Origin of the sequence: Bacillus sp. XF8 (genome assembly GCF_017498755.1) — a bacterium.
Classification (GTDB): domain Bacteria; phylum Bacillota; class Bacilli; order Bacillales; family Bacillaceae_G; genus Bacillus_A; species Bacillus_A bingmayongensis.
Window position 1 is genome coordinate 38,682 of record NZ_JAGDQK010000011.1, and the last position, 20,942, is coordinate 59,623.

At 37.9% G+C, this 20,942-nt stretch carries 19 protein-coding genes; 14 read left to right on the forward strand and 5 right to left on the reverse strand.

Annotation, left to right across the window (positions count from 1 at the left end):
- The first annotated feature begins 115 nt into the window (after positions 1-115).
- The 5 genes from J4P91_RS08170 to J4P91_RS08190 all read left to right on the forward strand — a co-directional run bounded on the left by J4P91_RS08170 (position 116) and on the right by J4P91_RS08190 (position 5,601).
- A complete protein-coding gene (locus J4P91_RS08170) occupies positions 116-1,174 on the forward strand; it encodes a FecCD family ABC transporter permease (RefSeq protein WP_207993556.1) in 1,059 nt (352 codons plus the stop codon).
- The gene (locus J4P91_RS08175) at positions 1,171-2,187 is read left to right on the forward strand and encodes a FecCD family ABC transporter permease (RefSeq protein ID WP_207993557.1); all 1,017 of its coding nucleotides are present in this window, start codon (positions 1,171-1,173) and stop codon (positions 2,185-2,187) included. Before J4P91_RS08170 ends, J4P91_RS08175 begins: the two co-directional genes overlap by 4 nt.
- A 15-nt stretch (positions 2,188-2,202) precedes the next feature.
- Positions 2,203-3,015: an ABC transporter ATP-binding protein gene (locus J4P91_RS08180; protein WP_207993558.1), complete on the forward strand. Its 813-nt coding sequence runs from the start codon at positions 2,203-2,205 to the stop codon at positions 3,013-3,015.
- A 203-nt stretch (positions 3,016-3,218) separates the two neighbouring features.
- Complete coding sequence (locus J4P91_RS08185; RefSeq protein WP_207993559.1) at positions 3,219-4,148, forward strand: ABC transporter substrate-binding protein; 930 nt, start codon at positions 3,219-3,221, stop codon at positions 4,146-4,148.
- Between the two features lie 148 nt (positions 4,149-4,296).
- Positions 4,297-5,601: an HD domain-containing protein gene (locus tag J4P91_RS08190; protein WP_207993560.1), complete on the forward strand. Its 1,305-nt coding sequence runs from the start codon at positions 4,297-4,299 to the stop codon at positions 5,599-5,601.
- Positions 5,602-5,643: 42 nt separating this feature from the next.
- On the opposite strand, the gene J4P91_RS08195 is transcribed toward J4P91_RS08190, so the two are convergent.
- Positions 5,644-5,829: a 2-hydroxymuconate tautomerase gene (locus J4P91_RS08195; RefSeq protein ID WP_001147172.1), complete on the reverse strand. Its 186-nt coding sequence runs from the start codon at positions 5,827-5,829 to the stop codon at positions 5,644-5,646.
- Between the two features lie 112 nt (positions 5,830-5,941).
- Here J4P91_RS08195 and J4P91_RS08200 point away from each other — a divergent pair, with 112 nt between their 5' ends.
- Both J4P91_RS08200 and J4P91_RS08205 read left to right on the forward strand, forming a co-directional pair.
- Positions 5,942-6,616 carry a site-2 protease family protein gene (locus J4P91_RS08200; RefSeq protein ID WP_207993561.1) on the forward strand — a complete coding sequence of 225 codons (675 nt, stop codon included), beginning with the start codon at positions 5,942-5,944 and terminating at the stop codon, positions 6,614-6,616.
- A 24-nt stretch (positions 6,617-6,640) separates the two neighbouring features.
- The gene (locus J4P91_RS08205) at positions 6,641-7,150 is read left to right on the forward strand and encodes a YwhD family protein (RefSeq protein ID WP_017153610.1); all 510 of its coding nucleotides are present in this window, start codon (positions 6,641-6,643) and stop codon (positions 7,148-7,150) included.
- A gap of 114 nt (positions 7,151-7,264) precedes the next feature.
- Here the strand turns inward: J4P91_RS08205 and J4P91_RS08210 are convergent, their stop codons facing one another.
- Positions 7,265-9,316 carry a transglycosylase domain-containing protein gene (locus tag J4P91_RS08210; RefSeq protein ID WP_207993562.1) on the reverse strand — a complete coding sequence of 684 codons (2,052 nt, stop codon included), beginning with the start codon at positions 9,314-9,316 and terminating at the stop codon, positions 7,265-7,267.
- Positions 9,317-9,401: 85 nt separating this feature from the next.
- A complete protein-coding gene (locus J4P91_RS08215) occupies positions 9,402-10,127 on the reverse strand; it encodes a glycerophosphodiester phosphodiesterase (RefSeq protein WP_207993563.1) in 726 nt (241 codons plus the stop codon).
- 151 nt (positions 10,128-10,278) lie between these two features.
- Here J4P91_RS08215 and J4P91_RS08220 point away from each other — a divergent pair, with 151 nt between their 5' ends.
- The 4 genes from J4P91_RS08220 to speB all read left to right on the forward strand — a co-directional run bounded on the left by J4P91_RS08220 (position 10,279) and on the right by speB (position 14,054).
- Positions 10,279-10,686 (forward strand): MerR family transcriptional regulator, encoded by a 408-nt coding sequence (locus tag J4P91_RS08220; protein ID WP_207993564.1) that lies wholly within the window; start codon positions 10,279-10,281, stop codon positions 10,684-10,686.
- A gap of 5 nt (positions 10,687-10,691) precedes the next feature.
- Entirely contained in the window at positions 10,692-11,855 is a 1,164-nt protein-coding gene (locus tag J4P91_RS08225; protein WP_207993565.1) for an MFS transporter, read from the forward strand.
- 186 nt (positions 11,856-12,041) lie between these two features.
- A complete protein-coding gene (speE, locus tag J4P91_RS08230) occupies positions 12,042-12,869 on the forward strand; it encodes a polyamine aminopropyltransferase (RefSeq protein WP_017153605.1) in 828 nt (275 codons plus the stop codon).
- 312 nt (positions 12,870-13,181) lie between these two features.
- Positions 13,182-14,054 (forward strand): agmatinase, encoded by an 873-nt coding sequence (gene speB / locus J4P91_RS08235; RefSeq protein WP_207993566.1) that lies wholly within the window; start codon positions 13,182-13,184, stop codon positions 14,052-14,054.
- 372 nt (positions 14,055-14,426) lie between these two features.
- On the opposite strand, the gene J4P91_RS08240 is transcribed toward speB, so the two are convergent.
- Positions 14,427-15,464 (reverse strand): PTS sugar transporter subunit IIC, encoded by a 1,038-nt coding sequence (locus J4P91_RS08240; protein ID WP_207993567.1) that lies wholly within the window; start codon positions 15,462-15,464, stop codon positions 14,427-14,429.
- Between the two features lie 234 nt (positions 15,465-15,698).
- On the opposite strand from J4P91_RS08240, the gene J4P91_RS08245 reads away from it, so the two are divergent.
- A complete protein-coding gene (locus J4P91_RS08245) occupies positions 15,699-16,061 on the forward strand; it encodes a YxeA family protein (protein ID WP_207993568.1) in 363 nt (120 codons plus the stop codon).
- Positions 16,062-16,086: 25 nt separating this feature from the next.
- On the opposite strand, the gene J4P91_RS08250 is transcribed toward J4P91_RS08245, so the two are convergent.
- Positions 16,087-17,073: a S66 family peptidase gene (locus J4P91_RS08250; protein WP_207993569.1), complete on the reverse strand. Its 987-nt coding sequence runs from the start codon at positions 17,071-17,073 to the stop codon at positions 16,087-16,089.
- A 202-nt stretch (positions 17,074-17,275) separates the two neighbouring features.
- On the opposite strand from J4P91_RS08250, the gene J4P91_RS08255 reads away from it, so the two are divergent.
- Together J4P91_RS08255 and argS are read left to right on the forward strand one after the other, a co-directional pair.
- Entirely contained in the window at positions 17,276-17,713 is a 438-nt protein-coding gene (locus tag J4P91_RS08255; protein WP_017153600.1) for a YwiB family protein, read from the forward strand.
- Positions 17,713-19,383: an arginine--tRNA ligase gene (argS, locus tag J4P91_RS08260; RefSeq protein ID WP_207993570.1), complete on the forward strand. Its 1,671-nt coding sequence runs from the start codon at positions 17,713-17,715 to the stop codon at positions 19,381-19,383. The genes J4P91_RS08255 and argS overlap by 1 nt, the downstream gene beginning before the upstream one ends.
- Positions 19,384-20,942 lie beyond the last annotated feature (1,559 nt).

Sequence of the window (20,942 nt, forward strand, 5' to 3'; positions counted from 1 at the left end):
TGTGATTGTGAGAATCATTATCAAAAAGGGGAGATAAACCCAATTTTCTTTTGCTGTTTCTTGAGAATAAATCTCATTTTATTAAATATATGTTTTTGGTTAGGATGGTTGAGGGATGGAAGCAAGCGCGAGGAATATTGAGCAACAAGAAGAGGTAAATGTGAAAGAGATTAAGAGCAGACCGCTTATCGCTTCTATTATTTTAATAGCTGGAACAGTTTTATTAGCATTAAGTATGGCGGCTTCAATCTCGTTTGGTGCAGCAGATATTAGCTTAAAAACGGTATGGCAAGCTGTCTTTCAGTTTGATGGGTCTTTGACGCATCATAATGTAATTCAAGAGCTTCGCATGCCAAGAGCAATTGGCGGTGTTGTTGCTGGTGCCTTTTTAGCTGTATCGGGCGCAATTATGCAAGGGATGACACGAAATCCACTTGCATCTCCATCGTTAATGGGGATTACGGATGGGGCTGTATTTGGAATTGCAATTATGTATGCATTTTTCCCGAATTCACCATATTTAATGTTTGTTATCGCTTCTTTCGTTGGTGCAGCATTCGGTGCAAGTATTGTATACGGCATTGGAGCATCTTCACCAGGCGGTTTAACACCTGTGAAATTAGCATTAGCAGGTGCAGCGATTAGTGCTCTACTTGGGGCCATTTCATCTGGTATCGCACTCTATTTCAATCTTGCTCAAGAGGTGAGCATGTGGAATGCGGGTGGTGTTGCTGGTGTGAAATGGGAAAGCATTAATATGCTATTACCAATCGGACTTGTTTGCCTCGTTATCGCGATTATAATGTCGAGGTACATTACAATCTTAAGTTTCGGTGAAGAAATTGCGATTGGACTTGGGCAAAATACAACATTAATTAAATTTATCGGAACTGTACTTGTTCTTGTTTTAACAGGTTCAGCAGTATCTATGGCAGGATCCGTTGGGTTTGTCGGGCTTGTAATCCCGCATATGACACGTTTTCTTGTCGGCTCAGATTATAGATGGGTTATTCCATGTTCTGCTATATTAGGCGGATTGTTAATTGAATGTGCGGACATGTTATCTCGTATTATTAATCCGCCGTTTGAAACACCAATCGGTGCAATTACAGCATTAATTGGCGTTCCATTCTTCCTCTACTTAGCGCGTAATGAAGGGAGAGGGAAAATGTGAAGACAACCGTTTTAACAAAAAAGAACATTTCAATCGTAACAATTTTAGCTTGTTTAATTGTTTCAGTATTTCTTATTAGCTTAAATACAGGAACGTTTAAAATTCCACCAATGGACGTATTAAAATCATTGGTTGGACTAGGGGCGGAAGATCAGTCAGTTATTTTATTTGAATTTCGTATGCCTCGTATGGTCATTGCCATCTTAGTTGGTTCAGCATTAGCTATGTCAGGTGCAATTATGCAAGGGTTATCAAGAAATCCACTTGCTGACCCTGGAATTATCGGTATAAATGCTGGTGCAGGATTAACTGTTGTTGTTTTCGTATATTTCTTTTTCGGAAAAGTAGGGACCGGTACCCTTTTATCAGTATTCATTCTTCCATTTTTCGCATTGGTCGGTGCAATATTAGCAGCAGTAATTATATATGTATTAGCCTGGAAAGACGGCGTTTCATCAACTCGTTTAATACTGGTTGGTATTGCAGTTGCAGCAGGATTTAGTGCTGTTAGTTTGATTTTCTCGATGAAAATGACTTCAAATGATTTTCGTTTCGCAACGATTTGGTTAGCGGGTAGTTTATGGGGAACAGATTGGAAATTTGTATTAAGCGTACTTCCATGGATGCTCATCTTTTTACCAATTGCGATTCGTAAAGCACATGTGTTAAATGTAATGAATCTAGGAGATTCGGCAGCAGTCGGTCTTGGTGTAAATGTAGAGAAAGAAAGACGTAAATTATTATTTATCGCAGTTTGTTTAGCAGGGGCATCTGTTGCAGTTGCGGGTGGAATTGGCTTTATCGGTTTAATGGCACCGCATTTAGCGAGACGTCTTGTCGGCGGGAAGCATCAAATTATGTTACCGACAGCAGCATTAATTGGAACGTTCCTGCTACTATTTGCAGATTTAATTTCACGAAGTGTGTTAACAACATCAGAAATACCGGTCGGTCTTGTTATTTCTGTAATCGGTGCACCATATTTCATTTATTTACTTATGAGGACAAAATAAAGGGAGGCTTTTTGTATGGCAACTTTAGCGGTTGATTCGGTATCTGTTGGCTATAATGAAGGATTAATTATCGATGGATTATCAGTGGAAATTCCAGAAGGGAAAATTACAACGATTATTGGACCAAATGGATGCGGGAAATCCACATTGTTGAAAACAGCTTCTCGTATTTTAAAAGCAAAACGAGGTACTGTTTATCTTGATGGGAAAGCAATTGAGAAGCAGCCGACAAAAGAAATCGCAAAGAAAATGGCGATTTTACCACAGACTGCAGAAGTGCCAACAGGTCTTACTGTGTTTGAACTTGTTTCATATGGACGTTTCCCTCACCAAAAGGGATTTGGGACACTGAAAGAAGAAGATTATCGTTACATTCACTGGGCACTTGAAGTGACAGGAATGACAGAATTTGCGAATCGTCCAGCAGAAGCTTTATCAGGCGGTCAACGTCAACGTGTATGGATTGCAATGGCTCTTGCGCAAGGAACGGATTTACTTGTGCTAGATGAACCAACAACATATTTAGATATGGCTCACCAATTGGAAGTATTAAATTTATTGAAAAAGTTAAATCAAGAAGAAGGACGTACAATCGTTATGGTTATTCATGATTTAAACCATGCTTCTCGTTTTTCGGATCATATGATTGCTTTAAGAGCTGGTAAGTTAATGAAGCAAGGAACACCAGATGAGGTTATGACGTGTGAAACGCTTCGAAGTGTGTTTGAAATAGAGGCACAAATTGTTCCGTGTCCTGTAAACTGTAAACCGATTTGCTTAACTTATGATTTAACAATGATAAATAAACAAGTACGTAAGCAAGCATAAGAGAACTCTTCCTCCTATTCATATCTTGATAGGAGGAGGGATTCTAATGGACGTTGAGCTTCTCATTCGAGCTGGGAAGTTGAACGCCCGTTAGAACGGGTTACATACAACTGTTAATAAGAATATATTAATAAATTGTTGAATGTAGTTTCTTATAGTTATATGTAGCTTATAAGAGAAATACATCCAGAAGGAGTGGGAATATGAAGAAATTTAAAGCAGCATTACTAGCAATGGTACTAGTAGTTACTTCTGTACTATTTGCAGCTTGTTCTTCTGATAAGAAAGCAGATGCGAAAACTGAAGAGCGCACTGTACAACATGCAAAAGGGGAAATTAAAATTCCTGCAAATCCAAAGAAAATTGCTGACCTTAGTGGTTCAACAGAAGAATTATTAATCTTTGGAATGAAACCAATCATTACTGCAAATACGTCTCAAGAAAAAATTGATGCGCATATTGCAGATAAATTAAAAGATGTAAAACCAGTTGGCTCTGCATGGGGCGATAAAATTAACATTGAAGCAGTAGCTGCTGCAAAACCAGATCTAATTCTTGTGAACAATCGTCAAGAAAAAATCTATGATCAATTATCTAAAATTGCACCAACAGTTATGTTAAAAACTCCATTAGATCAATGGCGTCCAAAGTTTGAAGAGCTAGGTAAAATCTTTGATAAAGAAAAAGAAACAACTGCATGGTTTAAGAAATATGATGAAAAAGCAAGCAAACTACATGATAAAATCGTTGCAAAAACTGGCGATGCGAAGTTTATGAAAATGGCTGCATATCCAAATGCATTCCGCATATATGGTGACTACGGTTACGGTAGCGTAATCTTCAAAGACTTAAAATTACCAGCTGTTTCAGGTACACCAACTGACAAACCATTAGTACAAGTACAAAAAGAAGCATTAATCGATTACAACCCAGACTACTTATTCGTATTTACTACTGGTGATGGTTCTCAGCGCTTAAAAGAATTCCAAGAAGAAACAATTTGGAAAAACATGAACGCTGTTAAGAACAACCACGTATTCACAATCAAGAACGAAGACTTAAACAAAGGGTACTTCCCGCTTGGTAAAGAAATGATCTTAGACGAAGTTGCTGAGTTCGTTTTAGGAAAATAGTAAACAAAGAAAATCACTTTCGCCTTGGCGAAGGTGATTTTCTTTATATAGGGGAATTTTAAGTATTTCTATAGTCTTTCGTTTCTTTCTGTTTCCTATTTCGTTTATAATATAAAATAAGAATGCAGTAAGGAAGGAGGATGTCGATATGGTATATTTAAACGACAAACTCAGCGAAACAAAAGTGTTTAAAGACCCAGTACATAAATATGTACACGTGCGTGATCGTGTAATTTGGGATTTAATCGGAACGAAGGAATTTCAACGTTTGCGCCGTATTAAGCAGCTTGGAACGACATTTTTCACATTTCATGGTGCAGAACATAGTCGCTTTACTCATTCATTAGGTGTATATGAGATTATTCGTCGTATGATTGATGATGTGTTTGATGGCAGACCAAATTGGAATGCAGAAGATAGATTGTTATGTTTATGTGCAGCACTCTTGCATGATGTTGGACACGGTCCATTCTCACATTCTTTTGAAAAAGTGTTTTCATTAGATCATGAGAAGTTCACACAAAAAATTATTGTTGGTGATACGGAAATCAATGATATACTCAGCCGCGTAGACCGAGAGTTTCCACAAAAAGTAGCAGATGTGATTGCGAAAACGTCTGATAATAAATTAGCGATTAGTATGATCTCTAGTCAAATTGATGCAGATCGTATGGATTATTTATTAAGAGACGCATATTTTACTGGTGTGAAGTACGGGAACTTTGATATGGAACGTATATTGCGTGTCATGCGCCCATATGGAAATCAAGTAGTGATTAAAAATAGCGGTATGCACGCTGTTGAGCATTATATTATGAGCCGTTATCAAATGTACTGGCAAGTATACTTCCATCCAGTAACGCGCAGTGCAGAAGTGATTTTAACAAAGATTCTACACCGTGCGAAAACATTGCATGAGCAGTATTATACATTTAAGTATCATCCAGTTCATTTCTATTCTTTATTTGAAGAAGAAGTAACAGTAGAGGATTATTTAAAGTTAGATGAGAATGTAATGTATTATTATTTCCAGGTATGGCAAGATGAAGATGACCAAATTCTAAGTGATTTATGTCGTCGTTTTATGAACCGAAATCTCTTTAAATATGTAGAATTTACAGAGAATCATGGTTTAGATAATTGGATGGAGTTAAGTAGTTTATTTAAAAAGATTGGACTCGACCCAGAGTACTATTTAGTGGTTGATTCAACATCGGATTTACCGTACGACTTTTACCGTGCTGGAGAAGAAGAAGAGCGGCTCCCAATTTTGCTTCTTATGCCAAATGGAGATCTCAGAGAGCTTTCGCGTGAATCTGATATTGTAGAAGCGATTACTGGTAAGAAGAGAACAGATCAGAAACTCTTCTATCCGCATGATTTAATCTATGAAGATGGAAGAAAAGGAAAATATAAAGAGAAAATTATTGAGTTATTAGAAGGAAAGAAATAAGAAGCAGCCTGAAGGACTGCTTCTTATTAAAGAAACCTGAAATTATTTGTCGCTTAAGCGTTTTCCGCCAACTGCATAATGATTTTTAGACATTTCTTCGATGAAAACAACGATGTTTTCTTCTGGAGCACCAGTTGTTTCGCTTACTGCTGTAGTTACTTTCTCAGCAAGAGCTTTCTTTTGTTCTTCTGTGCGTCCTTCTAACATTTTCACTGTTACGTATGGCATGTACAATCGCTCCTTTTATGTAAGTTACAATCTTATTATAACGGATTATGAAGAAGAACAATCGGAAAAACAAATATTTTCTTTTTTTGACATAATGAAGAGGAGATGAAGTATGGAGAATTTCTTTGTATATCCACTGCACCAAATACCATTGGTAGCAATGGCTATTATTATTGCATTGTCTGTGCATGAATTTGCACATGCATATGTAGCATATAAGTTTGGAGACGACACAGCGAAAAGACAGGGGCGTTTAACGTTATCACCAATGTCTCATTTAGATCCTATCGGAATGATTGCCATATTAATCATTGGATTTGGTTGGGCACGTCCAGTACCTGTTAACCCATATAACTTTAAAAAACCACGTCTTGCTGGCATTCTTGTTTCAATTGCAGGGCCGATTAGTAACTTTCTATTAAGTGCTATTGGGCTAATGATTTGGTATAGTCTGATAAGATTTGGATTGTTAGATGCCATTCCATTTGCGGTGGCAGATACTTTACGTCAATTCTTTCAAATTTTTATTACTCTTAATATCGTTTTACTTGTTTTCAACTTATTGCCGATTCCACCGCTTGACGGATACCGTGTGATTGAAGATTTAGCACCAGCAAATGTTCGTGCGAAAATGACGCAATATGAGAAATATGGAGCGATTGCTTTATTAATTCTTGTTATTACACCGCTTGACCGCTATACAATTCAGCCAATTTTCAGTGTGGTAATCCCACAAGTACTAGGATTTTTAGAAAGTATAATTGCGCCTATATTTGGGCTTATGTAATGAATGAGTGAGGAGGACTTACATATGACAGAGAAAAAGAAAAAAATTGGTTTTAATATCGTGAAGAACGATTCGACAGATGGCCATGGTGGCTTTGGCGTCGGAGCGCTAAGCCTAGAAAATATTTCACCTGTTTTCGTAGATGTAGTAGAGCAAACTGCATTCGTTGATATCGGTGCGATGCATGCGCGCAGTACTGTTGAAAAGGGAATTAAATTCTTAACGAATAAAGACGAAGTTCCAAACGGAAAGCCTTATTGGCTCGTATGGGTAACGATTGAGAGAACAGCAAATGGTGCTTATTATGCAGGTGTAACAGCTTGTGAAATGACGGTTGATCGTGAAATTCGTCGCGGTTATAAATCACTTCCAGAGCACGTAAACAAGATGGATAAATCATTAAAACGTCACATCATGGTTGACCATATGGATGAGCCATCTAAAAAAGTGCTTGGAACATTCTTAAAAGAGCATAATGAAGCAATTTGGAATGAATCTAGTGAAGAATTACGTCAGGCGTTATTAGGAGAATAATTTTAAGGCTACCAGGAGAAATCCTGGTAGCCTTTGCTATTTTGCGGGTAGTAAGTCCCTGCTGATGGGTACGCACTTTATGTTGTATATTGTCGAACCGTCGATATATTGGAGTTACCATGGGAAATATCTTTTCCACCAGCTTTCTTTTTTCTTTTCTTTGCTAGCCTTCTCGAATTCTTCTTTGTCATCCACATGATCCATGCAATATTCAGTCGGTTCTGTTCCTTTTGCAAAATACATTTTCACAGAAACGGGACAGCCTTTCGTTGCGACTTTCCCATTTTCAGGATTGATATTTACAGCAACCACATCACTTGGTTGTTTGAATTCCTTGTTAGGTTGTCCCTCTAATCCTTTTTCCATCGCAATGGCCCATATATTTTTGGCGTAGCCTTGTTCGGCTGGATTGGAAATAGATTTAGGCTGATCGTATCCGACCCACACACCTGTGACAAGTTGAGGAGTGAAACCAATCATCCAACTATCCGTTTCTGTGGAACCAGACTTCCCTGCATACGTACGTGATAGTTTTGGTAGAAGGGAGTGTCCGGTAACAGATGCATAACCACTTAGCTTGTCGTTGAACATTCCTTTCATCATTTCTTCCATTACAAACGTATTGTTTTTATCGAGCACTTGTTTACTTTCTAAATGCGCATCGTATAAAATATTTCCCTCGTGATCGACAACGCGGCGAATAAAGGTTGGTTTTATTTGTTTTCCTCCATTGGCAAACATACTGTAGGCGCCAACCATTTCGATTGGTTTTACAGGGGAAGTACCAAGGGCAAGGGACGGTACATCTTTTAGTGAACTTTTAATGCCAAACTGTTTAGCGGTTTCCGTAAGTGAATCTTCACCTAAAAATAAGTGTGTTTTCACAGCGTATACGTTATCTGATACGGCAAGGGCCTGTGCCATTGTTACAAAATCATCGGCATAGTAGTCTTTATAATTTTTGGGTTTATATTTAGAAACACCATCGCCTAATGTAAATACTGTATATTCACTTTTTAAGCGAGTCGCTGGTGTAAATCCTTTTTCGAGTGCAGCGTAATATAAAAACGGTTTGAAGGTGGATCCTGGCTGACGTGCTGCTTGAATCGCTCTGTTAAATTGACTCTCTTTATAATCCTTTCCACCAACGAGAGCTGCTACTTCCCCTGTTTTTGGATTCATAGAGACGAGAGCCGTTTGTATAGGAGTCGTTTCTGGAATCGTATCTTTTACAGCTTGTTCAGCTATTGTTTGTAGTTTTGGGTCTAGTGTTGTGTAAATACGGAGTCCACCGCGCTGTAATGTTTGTTCGTTGAGTCCAATGTCATGAAGGAGAGAGTATTGTACAGCGTCCTGGAAATAAGGTGCTATTTCTGCGACTTTTTTCATTTCTAATGAAGCAAACGTAAGCTTTTCTTTTTTGGCAGAGGATGCCTGCCCTTTTGTAATATAGCCTTGCTCTACCATTTCGTCTAGAATGATTGACTGTCTTGTTTTTGCTCGTTCTTCTTTTAAGTAGGGAGAATATACGCTAGGGCCTTTTGGGATACCAGCTAACATACTTGCCTCAGCTAATGTTAAGTCACTAGCTGATTTATTAAAGTAAAGACGAGAAGCAGCTTCAATACCATAAGCGCCGTGTCCGTAATAAATCGTATTTAAATACCCTTCTAAAATATGATTCTTGCTGTAATTGACCTCAAGACGAATTGTATATATTGCTTCTAACGCCTTGCGTTTCCAAGTTTTATCATGATCTAAATATAGATTGCGGGCATATTGCTGCGTAATCGTACTAGCACCTTGGACCTTTGCCATTGCTTTTATATCGGCAACGATTGCGCCGGCAATTCGTTTCATATCGAAGCCGTGGTGATCATAGAATCGTTGGTCTTCAATAGAGAGTGTTGCTTCTCTTACATAAGGAGAGATTTGATCAAGGGATACGTTATAGCGCTTTTGCATCCCATTGCTTTGCCCCATTACGGTATCATCATTGGCATAAAAGGTGCTTGTTTGCGGAACAGCGATGGGAGGTGGTCCCATAACCTTTGCTACTATGATGATAATAAAAAGAGAAAAAACGAAAAAAAGAACGCATGAAAAAAGTGCGGTGAAGAAAAGACGTTTATATTTTTTAAGTTTTGGATTTACAGTTTGGTCCATCTTTTTCATCCCCTCATCATATACTTTTAATAGTATTGAGGGTTTTCTCGTATTTTAAACACAAAATGAAAAAGAGCTCCTTTAATTAAGAAAGGAGCTCAAAAGCACGTATTGGCCAGTCTGTAATAATAACATCTACACCGTAATTGATCATTGTTTGTAAGTCTTTACTTTCATTGATTGTATAGGGACGGAAAACATAGCCTTGCTCTTGTGCAGCTTGTACAAATTCTTTTGTTAACAATTTAAAATTCGGGTGTAATCCGGTCGCTTCTCTTTTCTTTGCTTCAGCAAGTGGATCAGCAATTGGTTCGTCATATAAGATAGCTCTTGGAATTTCAGGTGCAAGTTCTGCAAGTAAAGAAACAGAATCATGGTTAAATGATGAGAATATAATTTGGTTTGAAAGGTGATATTCACGGACAAGATCGACAACCTTCTCTTCGATACCGGGATAGTGGATTACGTCTGTTTTTAATTCAATATTAAGTTGTAAATTCGTCGTAGATAACCAAATGAGTACTTCGCGTAAGGTTGGGATTTTGGCTTCGTGAAAAGAAGGATCTTTATGACTTCCTGCATCAAGCGCCTGTAATTCCGCTACTGTCTTTTCAGAAACAAGTCCAATTCCATTTGTTGTACGATCAACAGTTTCATCGTGAATTACAACAAGCTCACTGTCTTTCGAAAGATGAATATCAAGTTCAATGCCATGGGCACCAACACGTTCTGCTTCTTGGAAAGCAATCATTGTATTCTCTGGATGTGTACTTTTCACTCCGCGATGGGCAAAAATAAGCGTTTTTTTCATCTCAAAATCTCCTTATGAGTTCATTTCTTTCATTATGAAACTGCGATGAAAAAAATACAATCTATATGCCAAACATTTACAAAATTATAACAGTTGCATAAAAGTTAACGTTAACGTAAAATGTAATAGCGTGATGAAGGGAGGAATATACATGTATAAGATTGATGAAGTAACAAAGCAGGTTGGGTTAACAAAACGTACACTTCGTTATTATGAGGAAATTGGTTTAATTCATCCGCCGGAGCGTAGTGAAGGAAATATTCGTCTTTATACGGATGAGGATATTGCTCGTATTAAAAAGATCGTAGAAGCGAAAGAAGTATTAGGAATCACACTTCAAGAAATGCAGCATTTCTTATCATTGAAAGAGCGTATGGAGCAAAGACGAAATAGTGACAATCCACGTGACCGTGAAGTGATTCAAGAAATTAAGGAAATGCTCGAGAGCCAAGTAGAAACGCTCGATACAAAAATGAAACAAATGGAGCGCGTGAAAGCAGAATTAGAGAATAGTTTAGAGCGTGCAACTAGATTCTTGGAGGAAACAAAAGGAGAGTAATGAATATGGAGAGCAAACAAAAATTGGGGAGATTGATTACGGTACTGGCTACCTTCCTTGCCTTTTCGGGTATCGGGGTAGTCGATCCTATTTTGCCAATTATCGCTGAGAAAATCGGTGCAACACATTGGCAAGTGGAAATGTTATTTACAGCATATATTTTAACGATGGCAATTATGATGCTACCAGCTGGTTTATTTGCAGCACGGTTTGGCGATAAGAGAATGATGACAATTGGTTTATCGATTGTAACTGTATTTGCTTTTATATGTGGTATATCACAAACGATTGCACAGCTATCTCTTTTCCGTGCTGGATGGGGGCTAGGAAATGCGATGTTTTTCGCAACAGCGATGACATTATTAATTTCTCTTAGTAAAGAAGTACATGAAGCGGTAGGTTTATATGAGGCTGCAATTGGTTTAGGGATGGCAGGTGGTCCATTACTAGGAGGACTACTCGGTGGATATTCTTGGCGATATCCATTTTTTGCGACAAGTCTTTTAATTTTATTAGCATTTATTCTTGTTTTCTTTTTTGTAAAAGAACCGGAGCGCAAAGTAAAGCGTAAAGCAGCTGGAGTAGGAGAATTACTTAACCTAATTAAATATAAACCGTTTATGCAAGGTGCAATTTCAGGCATGTTATATTATTATGGATTTTTCGTTGTATTAGCATATTCACCACTTATTATGCATTTATCGGCAATTCAGCTTGGTTTCGTATTTTGCGGCTGGGGACTTGCGTTAGCATACGGATCGGCTATATTAGCGCATAAATTAGAAGGGAAATATGAACCAAAAGCTTTGTTAAGATTTAGCTTATTTGTATTTGCGATCCTGTTAATTGCGTTATTCTTTGTGAAAGTAATGTGGTTACAAATTGTTTTTATTGTTTTATCTGGATTAGCATCTGGATTAAATAACGCTTTATATACAAGTTATGTCATGGATATTTCACCTTATGAAAGATCTATTACGTCTGGTGTATACAATTTCGTCCGTTGGCTTGGCGGAGCGATTGCTCCTATTTTATCTGGAATTATCGGTCATGTAATTTCGCCACAAAGTCCATTTTTAGTGGGGGGAATCGTTGTATTAGTTGGTTGTATCATAATTTTGATTCCTGTTCGAGAAGGTTCCAAATTAGAAGCAGAAACCCTTTCTTAAGAAAGGGTTTTCTTTATTGTTAAATATAGTATTTTTACAATTTGCGAACAAAAACAATTTTACCAAAATATATTTTCGGTATTTTTGTACTTTTAACTATACATTTTGTATGTTTTGTTTTATTTTTGTTAGGGGACATTAATGATGTCCCTATTATAAATTTGCAGCGAAAGGCGTGATTGTACGATGGAACTATGGTTCACTGAAAAACAAACAAAACATTTTGGAATTACGGCGCGTATTAACCGCACATTACATACGGAGCAAACAGAATTTCAAAAGCTTGATATGGTTGAAACTGAAGAATTTGGAAATATGCTTATTTTAGATGGCATGGTTATGACAACAGAAAAGGACGAGTTCGTGTATCATGAAATGGTAGCACACGTACCTTTATTTACGCATCCCAACCCTGAGAACGTATTAGTTGTTGGCGGTGGTGATGGCGGTGTAATCCGTGAAGTATTAAAGCACCCAAGTGTAAAGAAAGCAACACTTGTCGAAATCGACGGTAAAGTAATCGAGTACTCTAAACAGTACTTACCATCAATTGCAGGTGCGTTAGATAACGAGCGCGTTGAAGTAAAAGTAGGAGACGGTTTCCTACACATCGCAGAAAGCGAAAATGAATATGACGTAATTATGGTTGACTCTACAGAGCCAGTAGGACCAGCAGTAAACTTATTTACAAAAGGATTCTACGCTGGAATCTCTAAAGCGTTAAAAGAAGACGGTATTTTCGTTGCTCAAACGGACAACCCTTGGTTTACACCAGAGTTAATTTCAACTGTGTTTAAAGACGTAAAAGAAATCTTCCCAATTACACGTCTATACACAGCAAACATTCCAACTTACCCAAGTGGACTTTGGACATTCACAATCGGATCTAAAAAACACGATCCATTAGAAGTAAGCGAAGAGCGTTTCCACGAAATCGAAACGAAATATTACACAAAAGAACTGCATAAAGCAGCATTCGCATTACCTAAGTTCGTTGGGGATTTAATTAAATAATAAAAGTGGAGTCGACTATTCAGGCCTGACGGCTAATGTTGTTTCACACAGAAAGTGCTTTTTACTTTCTTGTGTAGAAGGTTTTTAGGCACGAGGTCTTGGAAGACAATAGATGAAAGTGTAAGTAGCTCATTTAAGGTGCACGTCCAAAAGATTTGAGCATGCTAGTTGCTTACACTTCTATAAATAAAATAATCTTCTCATCGTTAAAAGAAGATTGAGGTAAATCGAGAAAGAGGAGTACAGCACTCCAAATTTGAGAAATAATGAAAGGTTGGGATACCTTAAGTTCCACATAAGGAGGAAAAGAATATGCGTTTTGATGAAGCTTATTCAGGTAAAGTATTTATTAAAAGTCATCCAAGTTTTGAAGAGTCAGAGGCTGTTATTTACGGGATGCCAATGGATTGGACAGTAAGCTACCGTCCAGGTTCTCGTTTTGGCCCTGCACGTATTCGTGAAGTATCACTTGGACTAGAAGAATATAGTCCATATTTAGATCGTGAACTAGAAGAAGTAAGATATTATGATGCTGGCGATATTCCGTTACCATTCGGAAATCCACAGCGTAGTATAGACATGATTGAAGAATATGTAACAAAACTATTAGATGCCGGTAAGTTTCCACTAGGTCTCGGCGGTGAGCACCTAGTGTCTTGGCCAATTTTTAAGGCAATGGTAAAAAAATATCCGGATTTAGCAATCATTCATATGGATGCTCATACTGATTTACGTGAGTCATATGAAGGGGAACCTTTATCTCACTCTACACCAATTCGTAAAGTGTGCGATTTAATTGGTCCGGAAAACGTATATTCTTTCGGAATTCGTTCTGGAATGAAAGAAGAATTCGAATGGGCGAAAGAAGTGGGCATGAACCTATACAAATTTGACGTATTAGAACCGTTGAAAGAAGTATTACCAAAACTTGCAGGACGCCCAGTCTATGTCACAATTGACATCGACGTATTAGACCCAGCACATGCTCCTGGAACAGGGACATTAGAGGCTGGTGGTATCACATCTAAAGAACTATTAGATTCCATCGTAGCAATTGCAAATTCAAATATAAAAGTAGTTGGAGCAGACTTAGTAGAAGTAGCTCCAGTCTATGATCATAGTGATCAAACACCAATCGCAGCAAGCAAATTCGTGCGGGAAATGCTTCTTGGTTGGGTAAAATAAAAGCGGAGCCGACTGTTTAGACCCGGTGGCTAAGGTTTTTTCCTGCAAAAGGTGCTTTTTACCTTTTGGCAGGGAAGGTTCTTAGGGCGCAAGGGTCTAGGAGGCGTAGCTGGATAGAGTAAAAGCGGAAGCGGCTCGTTCAGAATGGGAGTGGGATGGAGCTTCTGACGTAGAGGCGATTTTTGCCTCGTAGGAAGAAGCGAAGCCACCGAGCATTCTAGCCGCTGTAGCTGGATAGAGTAAAAGCGGAAGCAGCTCGAAGCATCCATATATCGGCGATTCGAAACAATACATCGACGCTTCTGCAAAATTCGACATGAGTTTATAAGAAAAAAGGAGCTAGTTCCACCCCATGGAACTAGCTCCTTTTTCTTATGCAACTTTTTCTTCCGAAGTGATTCCGCGAATTTCATCAGCGGAACGAATTGGATACTTACGGAAAATAATTGTTCCGATATAACCAATAATTGTAGTCACAATTCCACATAATATAGCTGCAATCGCTACTTTTATTACATCGTTGAATCCAAAGAGAACAAGGAGTCCTGGAATTGGTGATGCCGTACCAGGTGCATTGTTTACAAGTTGGAATAGGGATGTAATAATACCAGCAAGTGCACCACCGACAAAGTTTGTCGTATAGATTGGAATTGGATTTGCTGCTACGATATCAGCTTGTGTTAATGGTTCAATTGCTACAGCAATTGTATCTTTCTTTGAACAGATCTTTAAACGTTTAAAGAAAATAAAGTTCAGTGGAGCAGAGGCTGCTACAGCGAGACTACCAATAGCCATTGGTAAGCCTGTTAAACCAAGCATAGCAGTGAGAGCCATGGAGCTTAATGGAGATGTAGAGATAACTGTGATGAGCCCGCCAAGCATAATCCCCATAATAATCGGGCTTTCTGTAGTTGCAATTGAAATAATAGAACCAATTTTTCCAAGTGTAGCATTTACAACCGGATCCATAAGCATAGCCATTCCGCGTGAAAGTGGTGCTGCGATGAATAAAATTGCAAGGAATTCCACGCCAGCTGGTAATTTCTTCTCGAGAAATTTCACGACAAAGGCGCAAACATATCCAGCAAAAAAGCCTGGTAAAATCCCAAATCCACTTGTGGCAATACCGATTAAAACAGCATATACAGGAGATACACCAATTGCGAGTGCCACTAGAATTGCAGCTGCGACACCGCTCATGCCACCAGAAGCCTGTCCAACCGACTGCAAAAAGCTATTATGAAACATTTCGCCACCGATATAACGGTGAAATGCTTCAATAAGGAAACTTGCGATTGCAGCGTTGGCCAGAGCACCCATCGCTTTCATTCCGTAAGGAGCACGGTAGCTAAACAGTGTGAAAAGAAAAAGTACAACAAGTAGTAGTGCTAAACCTTGTAAGATAGCCATTTGAAAACTGTCTCCTTTTTGATATTTGTTATAAAAATTTGTATTATTCAATAATAATACAAAAGTTGCTTAAACGGAAAATTTTTTTATTAGGAAAATACTATAAATGCCTCTTTCTTACAATAGTGTAAGGAAAGTGTAAGAGATTTCAATAGAGGATAGTATGCCCTTTTATGTATAATTACAAATATGATTACGTGAATACGAAGCAAGGTATATATAGGAGGTACATGCATGAAATTGGTGATAAAGGTTTTAGCCGTTTTTGCCATTGTTTTAGGTGGTACGGCATATTATTTACAAACAAAAACAGAAGGTGTTCAGGCGTTTGTCGATAACTTCTTTTCAAATAAAGAAATACAAGATTATTACGCGGTTATAAATAAGGGTAAGAAAATAGACGATGAATATTTGTATACATTAAAAGGATATGCAGAAGATGGAAAGCAGCAGACGATTAAAAAGATGGTGAACCGCCAATTGCATCCAGGTGCTTTTATAAAAATTTATGCGAAGGGAATGCAAGGAAAAGGCTGGGCTGAAATTTCAAAAGAAGAAATTCCAGAAAAAGCCTTAAAACAATTACAGAAAGTATAAAAGGAGCGAAGTGTTCACTCCTTTTTTAATGCTTTAAAATTGTAATCGCTGTGTTTGTTTGACCGGAAACAATTTTCACACGTCCACCAATTGGGAAAGTGAAAATTGGAGTTGTATGACCGAAGTTGGCATTTGCAATTACAGGAATGTGAGAAAGCTCCTGTTTCGAATAAATTATCTCTTGGATATCTTCTATGACAGCTTCAGATCCTTTTTGTAGTCGTCCAATCACAATGCCTTTTACATGTTCAAAATCCGGCTGTTGCATGAGAGAGTGTAAGTAACGATCGAAAGTCTTAACTGTAGCTTTTCCTGTGAGAGCATCTTCTTCTAAAAATAATATTTTGTCTCGTAAGCTTGGCATATATGCTGTTCCTTGCAATAAATTGAAGGTACTCATATTGCCACCAACAATTTCACCAACTGCTTCGCCCTCATATATAGAAACATAGCCTTCATTTTGAAAGAAAGTTCGATTTTCTTGGTCCATGTACCAAGAATCATCGCTCCATGTCTCAGCAGGGTGTATTTCTATCGGCTCTTCAGCAGTCAAGCATTTTAAAAAGTAATCAATTGTATAATCAAATCCTTTTTCCATTCCAAATGAAGAGAAATGAGGACCAGAATATGTAATAAGGCCAGTCTTTGTATAAATCGCGTTGCCTAGAGCAGTAATATCAGAATAGCCACAGAGAATTTTGGGATTACTGCGAATCAGATCATAATTTATATGGTTTAGCAGCCCATTGGAATTATATCCTCCAAGTGTTGTTAAGATTGCTTTCACATTTTGATCAGCGAAAGCTTCATGAAGGTCATCAATACGGGAAGAAACAGAAGAAGAAGCAAAACGGTCGAGTTCTTCCGCGTTTTTTGAAAATGTAACACGAAAGCCCATATTTGTTAGTCTCTTAATAGCGAGTTCTCGATTGTAATCTGATACAATGCTTAAACTACAAGATGGTGAAATGACTCGAATTTCATCACCTTGTTTTAATTTTGGTGGTATCATTTGAAGCACCCCTTTTAATGATAGAAAATTTAGATTTAAAAGACATTTTATCATAAGAGACGGTTCTTTATAAATTGTTTTTTGAAACAGAGTTTTCCTGATTTTTCAGCAGACAGACACAGGCTTTTTTTGATATGATAGGAAAAGTGATTTATTATAAACTTTATTTAATATCTATAACATGTTGAAAGGTGTGCAAGACGTGGAAAAACAACTTGCAGGCTTGCCAGTGCACGTTCATTTCGTAACAGAAATCCGTGAAGGGGCACGAAAGGAAACTATTGCTTTTGACGCAAATGGTCAATACTATGTAAAAGGTCAAAGTACATACGTAACGTTTCAAGAGCCGAACGAACAAGGCGAAGTGAAGACAATCATTAAAATTCAAGGTGAACAAGTTCTCATCATGCGTTCAGGTGCTGTTTCTATGCGTCAGACGCATGCGAAAGGTGAATGGACAACTGGTACGTATACGAGTGAACTTGGTACGTTTGCATTGCAAACGAAAACCGATAATGTTCTTTTTAAATGGTCGGATGAGAAGAAAAAAGGACAACTCTTTTTAACGTATGCATTGCTTCTAAGTGAACAAGAAGCGGGTCGATATACAATTACGATTAATTTGAAGGAGGCAAAATAATGAACTCTTTAGAACAAGTAAAAGAATTGATTAAAGACGAAATTAAAGCGGCGGTATTAAAAGCTGAATTAGCAACAGAAGAACAAATTCCAAACGTTGTATTAGAATCCCCAAAAGACAAAACGCATGGTGACTTCTCTACAAACATGGCGATGCAACTTGCGCGTGTTGCGAAAAAAGCACCTCGTATGATTGCAGAAGAGCTAATTGCAAACTTCGACAAAGCAAAAGCTTCTATTGAAAAAATTGAAATTGCTGGTCCTGGTTTTATTAACTTCTACATGGATAACAGTTACTTAACAGACCTAATTCCGGCAATTGTTACAGCTGGCGAGGCTTACGGTGAAACAAACACTGGTAAAGGTGAAAAAGTACAAATTGAGTTCGTATCTGCAAACCCAACAGGTGATCTTCACTTAGGACACGCACGTGGTGCAGCAGTAGGTGACACATTATGTAACGTATTAGCAAAAGCAGGATACGATGTATCTCGTGAATACTACATTAATGATGCTGGTAACCAAATTCATAACTTAGCGCTTTCTGTTGAAGCTCGTTACATGCAAGCATTAGGGCTAGAAAAAGAAATGCCAGAAGACGGCTACCATGGTGCGGATATCATTGGTATCGGACAAAGCTTAGCTGAAGAGTTTGGCGATCGTTATGCAAAAGCTGATGCGAAAGAAAGCTACGAGTTCTACCGTAAGTACGGTTTGAAATACGAATTAGCAAAACTTCAAAAAGACTTAGAAAGCTTCCGTGTTAAGTTTGATGTATGGTTCTCAGAAACATCATTATACAAAAACGGAAAAATTGACGCAGCTCTTGCAGTATTAAAAGAGCGTGATGAAATCTTTGAAGAAGAAGGCGCAACTTGGTTCCGCTCAATGACTTACGGTGATGATAAAAACCGCGTATTAATCAAAAACGATGGTTCTTACACATACTTAACGCCAGATATCGCGTATCACCGTGATAAATTAGAGCGCGGATTTGATAAATTAATTAACATTTGGGGTGCTGACCACCACGGTTACATTCCTCGTATGAAAGCAGCAATTCAAGCGCTTGGTTACGATAAAGAAACGCTTGAAGTAGAAATCATCCAAATGGTACAACTATACCAAAATGGTGAAAAAATGAAAATGAGCAAACGTACAGGTAAAGCTGTTACACTTCGTGAACTTATGGAAGAAGTAGGCGTGGACGCAATGCGTTACTTCTTCGCAATGCGTAGTAGTGATTCTCATTTAGACTTCGATATGGACTTAGCTGTATCAAAATCTAACGAAAACCCTGTATACTATGCACAATACGCTCATGCACGCGTATGCAGTATTCTTCGTCAAGGCGAAGAACTTGGATTAACTGCAGGCGGAGATGTAAACTACAAACTGGTTGCTTCTGAAAAAGAAGTAGAATTACTGAAAAAACTTGGTGAATTCCCAGCAGTAGTTGCAGACGCAGCGCAAAAACGTCTGCCACACCGCATTACAAGCTATGCATTTGAATTAGCTGCAGCACTTCACAGCTTCTACAATGCAGAAAAAGTATTAAACCAAGATAACTTAGAGTTAAGTAAAGCTCGTTACGACTTAATGCGTGCAGTACGCATCACACTTCAAAATGCATTAGCATTAGTTGGTGTATCTGCGCCAGAGAAAATGTAATAGGTAAAAGAAAAGATACCTATTTTTGTTTAGAAGTGATATACAAGTTGACATAAAGTGAAACTTTAATCAGTGGGGTTTTCATCATCCCCCACTGATTATTAGTTGAACCAATCGGGCTTTTACGAGCAGTAATACTCCCACCTAACTTCTTGGCTTTCACCGAATTTTGAGGTGAGAGTATTATACTGCCGTTAATGCGGGGGAAAAACGTCTGATCAGTCTATAGACTGATCAGACGTCAAAGAAAGAAGCACACCGAAAAACCGTATGGGGAGAACCTCAAGTACGGCTTGATGAGGGGAAGCTGAAGCAGAAAAAGAGATGGCAAAAGCTATCTCTTTTTCTGTTTCAATTTTTTGCTCTAATGTATGTGACAAATATATGTTATGGTGATGAAGCGAAAATAGAAAAACACCAATTAACTATTGATTTTTGGAAACGATTCTAGAATAATAAGTTGTTGGGGGTAAAACTATGAAAAAGCCGTATATGTATTATTAGTTGATGGAATGTTACTAGGGAATGGTATGATTGTTGCAAATAATGTTGTAGCAGCCATGCCAAATACTAAAATAACACTTCATCTAACCAAGTATCTAAACAATTAGTAAGTAATCTTGAAAACTTCTAACCTAGTCAAGAAACTAAGGGTTTTATGTTTAAAATAGTACATATAGTGCAATTAAAGTTTTCATGATTTGATAAAAAATAATGAAAGGATATAAATCTCTCGGTTTTGATATTATCATCATTTATATAAACATCTTGACGTTAAGATTTGATGTTGCTCTAGAAAAGCTAACGCTTCTTAACCAGTAAGTGAATATATATAAGTTCATTTTAATTCTTCGACATAGCCATGGATCCATTAGGCAAATTAATTTTTCTCGACACTCATTTATAGACTCCAAAAATGAAAAGGCTAAATTTCGTATTTCTGCACGATTCACATGAAATTAGTTGACAATCACACACTTTTTTATTTACCCCCAAATTCGTTCCACTTTATTCAGATTTGGAGAATATGACTTTCATCTTCATGTGCAACCAATACTTCGTCCGGAGCGTTTTCTATCACATAGCGCTGATATTGGAACGTTTCTTGTTTTTCCTGTCTGATTGTTTCGATGTGTAGGTCGGTTGTGTAACGAAACACAAAACGTTTTAACATATGGCCAATCTCACCTCAACTCATGATGACAGAAAACGTATCTTCAATGACATCCTTTAGAATACGAGTATCCTAGCATGTTTCACAGCCATAACCTTCTTAGGCTGGTATGCTAAATTCGATTATACGTTGTACTTCTTGTTATTCTTCAGGAGAATAATTATGGAAGTTGACCAAATGCATATTTGCTGTGTGAAGTAGCTCGTCCATACTTGCCCGCACTGAAATTTTTTGTGGTATTGAGCAATCGTTTGCGTTAGATATGAAGAAATTTCGGGAATTCTACGGCATAATAAGACGAATGACTGTCATGAGTTTTATTGTGAATGCTTGTTGAATGGTCTTCTCCTGACTTTGGAGTTGTTGGTCCGTTCATGGGTATTTG

Excerpts from the sequence above, each read along its gene's own strand:
- J4P91_RS08215 (WP_207993563.1), bottom strand. The coding sequence starts at position 10,127 with ATGAAAAAAACGCTTATTTTTGCCCATCGCGGAGTGAAAAGTACACAT.
- J4P91_RS08185 (WP_207993559.1), top strand. The coding sequence starts at position 3,219 with ATGAAGAAATTTAAAGCAGCATTACTAGCAATGGTACTAGTAGTTACT.
- J4P91_RS08220 (WP_207993564.1), top strand. The coding sequence starts at position 10,279 with ATGTATAAGATTGATGAAGTAACAAAGCAGGTTGGGTTAACAAAACGT.
- speE (WP_017153605.1), top strand. The coding sequence starts at position 12,042 with ATGGAACTATGGTTCACTGAAAAACAAACAAAACATTTTGGAATTACG.
- J4P91_RS08180 (WP_207993558.1), top strand. The coding sequence starts at position 2,203 with ATGGCAACTTTAGCGGTTGATTCGGTATCTGTTGGCTATAATGAAGGA.
- J4P91_RS08195 (WP_001147172.1), bottom strand. The coding sequence starts at position 5,829 with ATGCCATACGTAACAGTGAAAATGTTAGAAGGACGCACAGAAGAACAA.
- J4P91_RS08205 (WP_017153610.1), top strand. The coding sequence starts at position 6,641 with ATGACAGAGAAAAAGAAAAAAATTGGTTTTAATATCGTGAAGAACGAT.
- speB (WP_207993566.1), top strand. The coding sequence starts at position 13,182 with ATGCGTTTTGATGAAGCTTATTCAGGTAAAGTATTTATTAAAAGTCAT.
- J4P91_RS08200 (WP_207993561.1), top strand. The coding sequence starts at position 5,942 with ATGGAGAATTTCTTTGTATATCCACTGCACCAAATACCATTGGTAGCA.
- J4P91_RS08210 (WP_207993562.1), bottom strand. The coding sequence starts at position 9,316 with ATGGACCAAACTGTAAATCCAAAACTTAAAAAATATAAACGTCTTTTC.
- J4P91_RS08240 (WP_207993567.1), bottom strand. The coding sequence starts at position 15,464 with ATGGCTATCTTACAAGGTTTAGCACTACTACTTGTTGTACTTTTTCTT.
- J4P91_RS08190 (WP_207993560.1), top strand. The coding sequence starts at position 4,297 with ATGGTATATTTAAACGACAAACTCAGCGAAACAAAAGTGTTTAAAGAC.
- J4P91_RS08170 (WP_207993556.1), top strand. The coding sequence starts at position 116 with ATGGAAGCAAGCGCGAGGAATATTGAGCAACAAGAAGAGGTAAATGTG.
- J4P91_RS08225 (WP_207993565.1), top strand. The coding sequence starts at position 10,692 with ATGGAGAGCAAACAAAAATTGGGGAGATTGATTACGGTACTGGCTACC.
- argS (WP_207993570.1), top strand. The coding sequence starts at position 17,713 with ATGAACTCTTTAGAACAAGTAAAAGAATTGATTAAAGACGAAATTAAA.
- J4P91_RS08250 (WP_207993569.1), bottom strand. The coding sequence starts at position 17,073 with ATGATACCACCAAAATTAAAACAAGGTGATGAAATTCGAGTCATTTCA.
- J4P91_RS08245 (WP_207993568.1), top strand. The coding sequence starts at position 15,699 with ATGAAATTGGTGATAAAGGTTTTAGCCGTTTTTGCCATTGTTTTAGGT.